The organism is Streptomyces sp. NPDC058685, from assembly GCF_042714725.1.
GTDB lineage: Bacteria > Actinomycetota > Actinomycetes > Streptomycetales > Streptomycetaceae > Streptomyces.
Map to the genome: position 1 here is coordinate 253,726 of NZ_JBHXSL010000006.1, position 10,260 is coordinate 263,985.

Genomic DNA, 10,260 nt, shown 5'->3' on the forward strand with positions numbered 1-10,260 from the left:
CGCTCTCGCCGTGGTCTCCGTCGGTCGTGAACGTGGTCTCCGTCGGTCGTGAACGCCGGCGGTCAGGGGTGTCAGTTGTGCCGGATCAGTGATTCGACGAGGCCGCCGCGGGTGGCCGGGAAGTCGAGGGGGACGATCCCGAGCCCGCGCCAGCCGCTCGCGGTGCCGTCGATGAACGAGTGGACCCGCGGGTTGAGGTTGTCGGAGTTCCAGCGCGGCGGCAGGCTCGCGGATGTGCTGACGTAGTTGATGAACAGCTTGCCGGGCTGTTCGGAGGCGCGCCGGAAGTGCGCCTCGATCTTGGGGTACTTGGCGCCCGGCAGCGCGTTCCAGTCGTCCTGGATGTCGAACAGCGCGCCGTCGGCGTAGCGCACTCCGGGCAGTCCGCCGTTGTCGCCGAGGAGCACGACCTTGCCACGGGCCTCGCCGAGGGACGGAATCCCGTCGCCGATCCGGAACAGCGGCCGCCAGCCCTTGGTGTCCAGATAGGTGTCGAAGATCCGGCGGAAGGTCGCGTCGCTGTCGCTCGAGTACTCCTGCTTGACACGCATGAGCACGGTCTCGGACGGGTGTGCCTGGAGGAAGTCCCGGCAGGCGATGAGGACGTCGCCGAACATCATGTTCTGGAAGGCCGGGCCGTGGTGGATGGCGAACGAGTCGCCGGTGACCCGGCAGCGGACGTCGAGGAAGCGGATTCCGCTGGTCAACTGCTGGGCGATGGTGGTGTTCTGGCACTCGGCCCACGGGCCGCCGAAGCGGGCACCGGAGTCGTGGGTGCCGGGGATCGTCAGACGCTGCAGTGCGGTCGAGTCACCGTGACCCGCCATCCAGTCCTGAGGGGAGAGGATGCGGCGCGGTGCCGCGACTGCGGCCGGTGGGGGGATGAGGGCGGTCGCGGTCAGAACTGCGGCCCCCGCGAGAAAGCTGCGTCGGTCCATGGCCCCGGATTATGGCGGGGTCACGTCAAGCACCACCAGCCTCCGGACTGGCCAGTAACAAACAGCGGTTTTCGGCCGGAACGGCCGTGACGGGGCGCCGGATAGCGGCGGACGGCGAACGGACCGGGGCCCTGAAAGCCGCCGGGCCCGCAGGACCCGCGGCCCACAGGACCCGCGAGGCGCCGACCCGGCGAACGCCGGTGGGGCGGCGCGCCCGAAGGCCCGCCGCCCCACCGTCCCTGCTTCTGCCGCTACTTGACGACCGTGATCCGGCCGGTGGCCGGCGGCGCCAGCGGGGAGGCCGCCGTCGAGTGCGCGGCGAGGTAAGCGGTCAGCACATCCAGGTCGGAGGCGCCGACGAGCTTGTTCTTGTGCTCCTTCAGCACGGCGAACCCGTCGCCGCCGCCCGCGAGGAACTCGTTCATCGCGACCCGGTAGGTCTTCGCCGGGTCGAGCGCCTCGCCGCCCAGCTTCACCGACGACGTCACGATCCGGTCGGCGCCCGACTTCGTCATGTCCAGGGTGTACGTGAAGCCCTTGGACACCTGAAGGATCTTCGGAGCGGCCTGGTTCGCGCCACTGACCTGCTGCTGGAGCATGGTGACCAGCTGGGCGCCGGTCAGGTCGACGACGTTCATCATGTTGGTGAACGGCTGCACGGTGAACGCCTCGCCGTACGTCACGACACCGTCGCCCTCACCGCCGGACGCCTTGTGCACCAGACCCGCACGGACACCGCCCGGGTTCATGACGGCCAGCTGCGCCCCGCCCTTGTCGGCCGGCGCGAGGCCCTCCAGCTGGGCGTCCGCGATCAGATTGCCGACCGGCTTCTCGGGGGCGTCCGCCGGGTTCTCGATGTCGGCGGAGATGTAGCCCACGGGACGGCTCGCGATCGGCGCGGCCAGCGTGTTCCAGCGCTGGATCAGGTTCGTCATGTCCGCGGCCTTCGCCACGTCACGGGTGACGACGTGGTTCGCGGAGGCCACGGCCGTCCGCACGATGTCGTTCGTGCGCCGGTCGTAGGTGAGGGTCGTGTCGGTGTAGAGCTTGCCGAACGACGCGGCCGAGGTGACGGTGCGCGGCTTGCCCGACGGGTCGGGGACCGAGCACGCGTACGCCTGGTGGGTGTGCCCGGTGACCAGCGCGTCGACCTGCGGGCTGACCTTCTTGGCGATGTCCACGATCGGACCGGAGATGCCGTCACCCGGGCCCGGGCTGTCGCAGTTGTAGTTGTACGACGCCGAGGCGGGCGCGCCACCCTCGTGGATCAGGGCGACGATCGACTTGACGCCCTTGCGCTCCAGGACCTTGGTGTACTTGTTGATCGTCTCGATCTCGTCGCCGAACTTCAGGCCCTTGACGCCCTCGGCGCTGACGATGTTCGGCGTGCCCTCCAGGGTCACCCCGATGAAACCGATCTTGACGCCGTTCTTCTTCCAGATGAAGTACGGGTCGAGCAGCGGCTTGCCGCTCTTCTCCTTCGTCACGTTGGCCGCGAGGTAGGGGAAGTCCGCGCCCTTGAACTTCTTCCCCTTCTCGTAGCAGCCCTCGGTCGGGTGGCAGCCACCGTTCTGGAGACGGCCCAGTTCCTTGGCGCCCTCGTCGAACTCGTGGTTGCCGACGGAAGTGACGTCGAGCTTCAGCTTGTTGAGCGCCTCGACGGTGGGCTCGTCGTGGAAGAGACCGGACAGCAGCGGAGACGCGCCGACCATGTCACCGGCCGCGGCGGTCACCGAGTAGCGGTGGTCCTCGCGCGCCTGACGCAGGTGCGTGGCGAGGTACTCGGCACCACCCGCGTCGATCGTCCTGGTGGTGCCGTCCTCGTTGGTGTGCGTGACCCGCCCGGCCGAGCCGGCGGGCGGCTCCAGGTTCCCGTGCAGGTCGTTGAAGGACAGGAGCTGGACGTCAACGGTACGGCCGTGTCCGTGGCCGCTCTCGGAGGCTCTTGCCGGCATCGCGGCGACCAGAGCGCCGACGGTGGTCAAGCCGGCGACCGCGGCGAGTATGCGGCTGCGGTTTCTGTGCGGTGTCGCTGACATCTGTCCCCTTGTAGGTCTCAGCGCGTCTGAGGGTGCGAGCGGCAGCCTAGAGTCAACGCGCGTAGCGCGACAGGGGTGTACGGGTTACGACCTGATTGCCTTCGCGTTGAACGCCCCCGGCCGGACCATTGCCGCCCGGCGTGCCACCCGCGGTCCGCGCCCCCCGCCGTACGCTCTCCTCATGACGACTGACGCGGTGATTCCGGAGCCCGGCCGGCAGATCCTGACCTATGACGAGCTGACTCCCGAGCAGGCGGAAGCCGTACTGGGTCTGCTCGCCGAGGCCGCCCGCAACGACGGGATGCAGGCCGTCTCCGAGCAGGGCCGGCTGCAACTGCGCGGCGGAAAGCGGGAAGGCGTACGGCACTTCCTGCTGACCGTCGGCGACGAACTGATCGGCTACGCCCAGCTGGAGGACACCGACCCGGTGGAGGCCCCGGCCGCCGAACTCGTGGTCCACCCGCGCCACCGCGGCCGCGGCCACGGCCGGGCCCTGGGCAGCGCGCTGCTCGGCGCCTCGGGCAAGCGGCTGCGGGTGTGGGCACACGGCGGGAAGTCGGCGGCCCGGCACCTGGCACAGGTCCTCGGGCTCAGCCTCTTCCGCGAACTGCGCCAGCTGCGGCGGCCCCTGAGCCCGCTCGACACCCCCGAGCCGGTGTTCCCGGCGGGCGTCACGGTGCGCACCTTCGTCCCGGGCCAGGACGACGCGGCGTGGCTCGCGGTGAACGCCGCGGCCTTCGCCCACCACCCGGAGCAGGGCTCGCTCACCCAACGGGACCTCGACGACCGCAAGAACGAACCGTGGTTCGACCCAAAGGGCTTCTTCCTGGCGGAGCGCGACGGCGAGATCATCGGCTTCCACTGGACGAAGGTGCACGCGGAGGAACACCTGGGCGAGGTGTACGTGGTGGGCATCCGCCCCGACGCCCAGGGCGGCGGCCTCGGCAAGGCCCTGACCGCGATCGGCCTCCGCCACCTGGCGGCGCAGCAGATGCCGACGGCCATGCTCTACGTGGACGCTGACAACACCGCGGCGCTGGCCGTGTACGAACGGCTGGGCTTCGTGACGTACGAGGTGGACCTGATGTACCGCGCGGAGTCCTGAACGCGCCTGAGGAGGAGGGCGGTTGACCCCGCCCTCTTCTTCGCGCGAGCCCTACGGGAGGGCCGTGAGCGCCAGTTGCGGTGCGCGGGGGAGGGCGGTACGACCCCGGCGTCGTCGTCCGCTCCCCTCGCGCACCGACGGCACGCACCGACGGCTGCCGCCATGTGCCACCCGTCGCCGCCGGACGCATCCGGCTCGCCGCCGTGATCCGCAGCAGGATGATCGCTCCCCCTGTCACCGTCCCGGCCGGAACCTCGCCCGCGGCACCGACGGTCCCCACCGGTTCCCGGACAGCCCCGCCCCCGCCGCCCCGCCCCCGGTCCGCCGCACTCATCCGGTTCGGCGCGGCCGACCCGCTTCCGGCCGGCCCGCCCGTCCGGAGCGGTCCCGCCCTCGCCCTTGCCCCCGGAGTCACCGCCGTCGCATTCTGGCTGCCGCGCCGACGCCACGGCCGCCCCCGCACCCCCGGGGACCCGGCGACGCACGCCGCCGACCCGTCGGAATGCCCCCGGAATCCCGGGCCGGACCCTCGCGCGACCCCGGGGAGCCCTGCCGCGCTTTCCCACACGTCATGTCGTCGTTACCGGCCATTCAGACGCCCTTGCGACCCTCTCCCAATGCAGCCCGCCCTGCCCGCCTCCCCCAACGGCAGATTCCACCTCGATCCGGCACCCTCCGACGCGCCCGTCATGCCCACTACGCGGAAGAATGGGTCCATGAGTCAGCAGCCCGCCGAGGTACCGGTCCAGCACCCCCAGCCGTCCGTCGGTTCCATAGCCGCGCACCGCCCGCACACCGTCGCGGCCACGGTGTCCGAGCTGGAACCCGACCTCGACGCCGATCTCGACGGCTACGAGGAGGATCACGACGGATCGGGCGCCGAACTGCCCCAGGGACGGTTCCTGGACCGGGAGCGCAGCTGGCTCGCGTTCAACGAGCGGGTCCTGGAGCTCGCCGAGGACCCGGCGACTCCGCTGCTCGAACGGGCGAACTTCCTCGCCATCTTCGCGTCCAACCTGGACGAGTTCTTCATGGTCCGGGTGGCCGGCCTCAAGCGCCGTATCGCCACCGGCGTCGCCACCCGTTCGGCCTCCGGCCTCCAGCCGCGCGAGGTCCTCGACCTGATCTGGACCCGCTCCCGCGAGCTCATGGCCCGGCACGCCGCCGCGTACCAGCAGGACGTCGCCCCGGCGCTCGCCGAGGAAGGCGTGCACCTCATCCGCTGGCCGGACCTCACCGAGAAGGAGCAGGCGCGGCTGTTCACGCTGTTCCGGCAGCAGATCTTCCCGGTGCTGACGCCGCTGGCCGTCGACCCGGCGCACCCCTTTCCGTACATCTCCGGGCTCTCGCTGAACCTCGCGGTCGTCGTCCGCAACCCGGTCAGCGGCCACCGCCACTTCGCCCGGGTGAAGGTCCCGCCCCTGCTCTCCCGCTTCCTGGAGGCCTCGCCGCAGCGGTACGTACCGCTGGAGGACGTCATCGCGGCCCACCTGGAGGAGCTGTTCCCCGGCATGGAGGTGCTCGCGCACCACATGTTCCGGGTGACCAGGAACGAGGACCTGGAGGTCGAGGAGGACGACGCCGAGAACCTGCTCCAGGCGCTGGAGAAGGAGCTCATGCGGCGCCGCTTCGGGCCGCCGGTGCGCCTGGAGGTCGAGGAGTCCATCGACCCGTACGTCCTCGACCTGCTGGTGCGCGAGCTGAAGGTGTCCGACGCCGAGGTCTACCCGCTGCCGGGCCCGCTGGACCTGACCGGGCTCTTCGGCATCGCGGCGCTGGACCGGCCTGAGCTGAAGTTCCCCAAGTTCGTCGCCGGCACCCACCGGGAACTCGCCGAGGTCGAGTCTGCCTCCGCACCCGACATCTTCATGGCGCTGCGCGAGCGCGACGTCCTGCTGCACCACCCGTACGACAGCTTCTCCACGTCCGTGCAGGCCTTCCTGGAGCAGGCCGCCGCCGACCCGGACGTGCTCGCGATCAAGCAGACCCTGTACCGGACCTCCGGCGACTCGCCCATCGTGGACGCGCTGATAGACGCCGCCGAGTCGGGCAAGCAGGTCCTCGTCCTGGTCGAGATCAAGGCCCGGTTCGACGAGCAGGCCAACATCAAATGGGCGCGCAAGCTGGAGGAGTCCGGCTGCCACGTCGTCTACGGCCTCGTCGGTCTGAAGACCCACTGCAAGCTGTCCCTGGTGGTGCGGCAGGAGGGCGACACCCTGCGCCGCTACTCCCACGTCGGCACCGGCAACTACCACCCGAAGACCGCCCGGCTGTACGAGGACCTGGGGCTGCTGACCGCGGACCCGCAGGTCGGCGCCGACCTGTCCGACCTGTTCAACCGGCTGTCGGGCTACTCACGGCGCGAGACCTACCGCCGGCTGCTGGTCGCGCCCAAGTCCCTGCGCGACGGTCTCATCGCCCGCATCAACAAGGAAGCGGCGCACCACCGCGCCGGGCGCCCCGCGTACGTCCGCATCAAGGTCAACTCGATGGTGGACGAGGCGGTCATCGACGCCTGCTACCGGGCCGCGATGGCGGGCGTGCCGGTCGACATCTGGGTGCGCGGCATCTGCGCGCTGCGCCCCGGAGTCACCGGGCTCTCGGAGAACATACGAGTGCGCTCCATCCTCGGACGCTTCCTCGAACACTCCCGGATCTTCTCCTTCGGCAACGGCGGAGAACCCGAGGTGTGGTTCGGCAGCGCCGACATGATGCACCGCAACCTCGACCGTCGAATCGAGGCTCTGGTACGGGTCACCGACCCCGCCCACCGCGCGACCATCACCCGTCTCCTGGAGACCGGTATGTCCGACGCCACGTCCTCCTGGCACCTCGGCCCGGACGGCGCATGGACCCGGCATGCGACGGATCCGGAGGGCCAGCCGCTGCGGAACGTGCAGGAGATGCTCATAGACGCCCGGAGGCGCCGGCGTGCACAGCCCTGACCTGTCCCGGGAGGACGCACCCGCCGTCCCGTCCGGTCCCCCCACCGCGGTCACCGCGGGCGAGGCTCTCGCCCGGTACCTGAACGCGCGGGCGGGCGACTTCCTGCGCAGCCTGCGGCTGCACAGCGAGAGCGGTTCGGACACGGCGGGCGTGGCCGAGGCAGCCCGGTCGCTGCGCATGGCCGCCCGCCGTATCGGCGGGACCCTGCACACCTTCCGGCCGCTGCTCGACCCGGGCTGGGCGGACGATCTGCGGACCGAGCTGGCCTGGCTGTCCGCCACGCTGGCACAGGAACACGCCTGCACCTCGCGGCTGAACCGGCTGCTGAGCGCCCTGTCCCGGCTCTCGGGCGCCACCCCCGTGCCGTCGGCCCGGGGCGAGTTCCGGGTGCTGGACGGTGCCACGGGCCCCGAGGCCACGGACGTGCCCCGCCCCTCCGGCAGTCTCACGGTGGGCGCCGCCCGCGCGGGTGCCCTGCTGGAGCGGCAGCTCACCCTCGCCCGGACGCGCGCCCACTCCGCCGCCCTCCAGGCGCTGGGGTCCTCGCGCTTCCACGGCGTCGCCGACGCCGTGGCCGTACTCGCCTCCGAGCTGCCGCTCGGCCCCGTCGCGGGCGCGGCGGCCGCCGAGGCCCTGACCCCCGCCGCCGAGGTCGCCGAGCACCGGCTGGTGGACGCGGTCGCCGCACTGCCGCTGTCACGCGCGGGCCACCCGTACAACGCCGAGGCCCTCGTGCACGGCCTCGCCACCGCGTCGGCCGGAGAGGCCCAGGACGCGCCCTGGCACCAGGTCCGCCAATTGCTGCGGCTGCACCGGTACGCCCAGGAGGTGCTGTGCCCGAACGCGGATCCGGTGCTGTGCCGCGCGGGCCTGGTCCTCGACCGGCACCGCGACGCCGCCGAGGCGGCCGCCGCTGCCGCCGCAGCGGCCCGCACCCCCCGGATCGCTCCGGCCACGGCCTACGCGCTGGGGGTGCTGCACGCCGACCAGCGGCACGAGGTGGAGGCGGCCCGGTTCGCCTTCCAGGAGGTGTGGCGGACCACCACCGCGGTATCCGCGCCATGAAGGACCCGGGCCCGGGTCCTCGATGCGGTTCATGAGGACGGGTTCATGGGACCGGGCACAGGAGGCGAGCCATGGAGGCAGCTCATGAAGGCGGGCTTCTGATGGGCGACGGCACGGTCCGGGCGGCGGGGTGCGTGCTCTGGCGCCGGGCCCCGTACGACGAGGGCCTGGAGATCTGTCTGGTGCACCGGCCCAAGTACGACGACTGGTCGCACCCCAAGGGCAAACTGAAACGCGGTGAGGACACCCTCGCCGGTGCGTTGCGCGAAGTGCTGGAGGAGACCGGTCACGCGTGTGTCCCCGGCGCCCGGCTGCCGACCGCGCGCTACTTTGCGAACGGGCGCCCCAAGCAGGTCACGTACTGGGCGGCCGAGGCGACGACGGGGTCCTTCACCCCGAGCGAGGAGGTGGACCGCATTCTGTGGCTGCCGCCCGCCGCGGCACGCAACCGGCTGACGCAGCCGCGGGACCGCCAGCTGCTGGACGCGCTGCTCGACGCGCTGCACTCGGCCTGATGCCTGAGGCTGGAACCTGAGGGCTGATGGTCGATGGCCCGAGAGCGGAGACCGGCGTCCTGGAGCACGGGACCCAGCCGCCGGGACCGCCGCCCGGAACCATCCCTCCGGCAGTCCTCGTACGCCCGCAGACCGCCCGTGGGCCCGTGCCGGACAGACGTACGGACGGTCACCGGGACAGAGGTACAGGGCAACGGAGCGCGACCGTCCGAACCACCGCGCCACCAGGCACCCAGCCGCCCGACACGGTTCACCTTCCGTTCACTCTCCACCTTGGGCCGCTTCACCTGATCTGCCTAATTTCGGCCCTACACGGTGACCGGCAAAGGGCCGGCTCCCCCCACCCCGACACACGCCGCACTGAACGTCCCCGACTCAGGTCAACGTCCGGCGGCTCCTGGAAGGAACACCCGAAAGTGAAGCTTCAGCGCAAGAACGGGCTTCGCGCCACCGCGCTCGGCGCCCTCGCCGTGACCGGCGCCCTGGTCCTCACGGCGTGTGGTTCGGACGACAACGCGGGCGGAACCGGCGGCACCGGCGAGAAGACCAGCGCCGCGTCGAACATCAAGTGCGACGACGCCAAGGGCAAGCTGCCCGCCTCCGGTTCCAGCGCGCAGAAGAACGCCATGGACCTGTGGGTCAAGAACTACATGGCGGCCTGCTCGGGCGTGGAGGTCAACTACAAGTCCTCCTCCTCCGGTGAGGGCATCGTCGCCTTCAACCAGGGCACGGTGGGCTTCGCCGGATCCGACTCGGCCCTCAAGCCCGAAGAGGTCGAGGACTCGAAGAAGATCTGCAAGGGCGGCCAGGGCATCAACCTGCCCATGGTCGGCGGCCCCATCGCCATCGGTTACAACCTGTCCGGTGTCGAGGGTCTGACCCTGGACGCCCCGACGATCGCCAAGATCTTCAACAACAAGATCAAGAAGTGGAACGACCCGGCGATCGCCGCTCTGAACAAGGGCAAGTCGCTTCCGGACAAGGCGATCCAGGCCTTCCACCGCTCCGAGGACTCCGGCACCACGCAGAACCTCGGCAAGTACCTCGGCAAGACCGCCAAGGCGGAGTGGCCCTACGAGGCCGAGAAGAGCTGGCCCGCCCCCGGCGGCCAGGCCGCGTCCGGTTCCTCCGGTGTCGCCGCCCAGGTCAAGCAGGTCGACGGCGCGATCGGCTACTTCGAGCTCTCCTACGCCAGCTCGCAGTCCATCCCGACCGTGGACATCAACACCGGTGCCGCCGCTCCGGTGAAGGCCACCTCCGAGAACGCCTCCAAGGCCATCGCCGCCGCCAAGGTCAAGGGCACCGGCAAGGACCTCGCTCTCGACCTGGACTACACCACCAAGGCCGACGGCGCCTACCCGATCGTCCTCGTGACCTACGAGGTCGTCTGCGACACCGGCAACAAGGCCGAGACGCTGGGCACGGTCAAGTCCTTCCTGACCTACACCGCCGGCGACGAGGGCCAGAAGGTCCTCTCCGAGGCCGGCTACGCGCCGATCCCGGCCGAGATCAACGCCAAGGTCCGCGAGACCGTCGCGGGTCTGAAGTAACGCAACCGGCCGGCGGGGGCCGTAGGGGCCCCCGCCGGCCCCCCATAACGGGGCCCGCCCCCCGGGGGGTGGGGGCGCGCCCCCCCCCCACACCGGGCAGGA

Annotated in this window: 7 protein-coding genes; 5 read left to right on the plus strand and 2 right to left on the minus strand. The window is 71.1% G+C overall.

The annotated features are described in order from the left end of the window. Positions 1 to 71: 71 nt before the first annotated feature. The gene (locus ACFWU3_RS08315) at positions 72 to 938 is read right to left on the minus strand and encodes a phosphatidylinositol-specific phospholipase C (protein WP_313945528.1); all 867 of its coding nucleotides are present in this window, start codon (positions 936 to 938) and stop codon (positions 72 to 74) included. 251 nt (positions 939 to 1,189) lie between these two features. Then, the gene (locus tag ACFWU3_RS08320) at positions 1,190 to 2,977 is read right to left on the minus strand and encodes a bifunctional metallophosphatase/5'-nucleotidase (protein ID WP_384432981.1); all 1,788 of its coding nucleotides are present in this window, start codon (positions 2,975 to 2,977) and stop codon (positions 1,190 to 1,192) included. A gap of 181 nt (positions 2,978 to 3,158) precedes the next feature. Between ACFWU3_RS08320 and mshD the strand changes: the two genes are divergently transcribed. From mshD to pstS, 5 genes are all read left to right on the plus strand, one after another. Beyond that, positions 3,159 to 4,082 (plus strand): mycothiol synthase, encoded by a 924-nt coding sequence (gene mshD, locus ACFWU3_RS08325; RefSeq protein WP_384432984.1) that lies wholly within the window; start codon positions 3,159 to 3,161, stop codon positions 4,080 to 4,082. 716 nt (positions 4,083 to 4,798) lie between these two features. Then, the gene (locus ACFWU3_RS08330; RefSeq protein WP_384432987.1) at positions 4,799 to 7,027 is read left to right on the plus strand and encodes an RNA degradosome polyphosphate kinase; all 2,229 of its coding nucleotides are present in this window, start codon (positions 4,799 to 4,801) and stop codon (positions 7,025 to 7,027) included. Next, positions 7,014 to 8,093 carry a CHAD domain-containing protein gene (locus ACFWU3_RS08335; RefSeq protein WP_384432990.1) on the plus strand — a complete coding sequence of 360 codons (1,080 nt, stop codon included), beginning with the start codon at positions 7,014 to 7,016 and terminating at the stop codon, positions 8,091 to 8,093. Before ACFWU3_RS08330 ends, ACFWU3_RS08335 begins: the two co-directional genes overlap by 14 nt. A gap of 71 nt (positions 8,094 to 8,164) precedes the next feature. Next, complete coding sequence (locus ACFWU3_RS08340) at positions 8,165 to 8,608, plus strand: NUDIX hydrolase (RefSeq protein WP_384432993.1); 444 nt, start codon at positions 8,165 to 8,167, stop codon at positions 8,606 to 8,608. Positions 8,609 to 9,024: 416 nt separating this feature from the next. Continuing rightward, complete coding sequence (gene pstS, locus ACFWU3_RS08345; protein WP_384432996.1) at positions 9,025 to 10,158, plus strand: phosphate ABC transporter substrate-binding protein PstS; 1,134 nt, start codon at positions 9,025 to 9,027, stop codon at positions 10,156 to 10,158. Positions 10,159 to 10,260 lie beyond the last annotated feature (102 nt).

Excerpts from the sequence above, each read along its gene's own strand:
- ACFWU3_RS08315 (WP_313945528.1), bottom strand. The coding sequence starts at position 938 with ATGGACCGACGCAGCTTTCTCGCGGGGGCCGCAGTTCTGACCGCGACC.
- ACFWU3_RS08320 (WP_384432981.1), bottom strand. The coding sequence starts at position 2,977 with ATGTCAGCGACACCGCACAGAAACCGCAGCCGCATACTCGCCGCGGTC.
- mshD (WP_384432984.1), top strand. The coding sequence starts at position 3,159 with ATGACGACTGACGCGGTGATTCCGGAGCCCGGCCGGCAGATCCTGACC.
- ACFWU3_RS08330 (WP_384432987.1), top strand. The coding sequence starts at position 4,799 with ATGAGTCAGCAGCCCGCCGAGGTACCGGTCCAGCACCCCCAGCCGTCC.
- ACFWU3_RS08340 (WP_384432993.1), top strand. The coding sequence starts at position 8,165 with ATGGAGGCAGCTCATGAAGGCGGGCTTCTGATGGGCGACGGCACGGTC.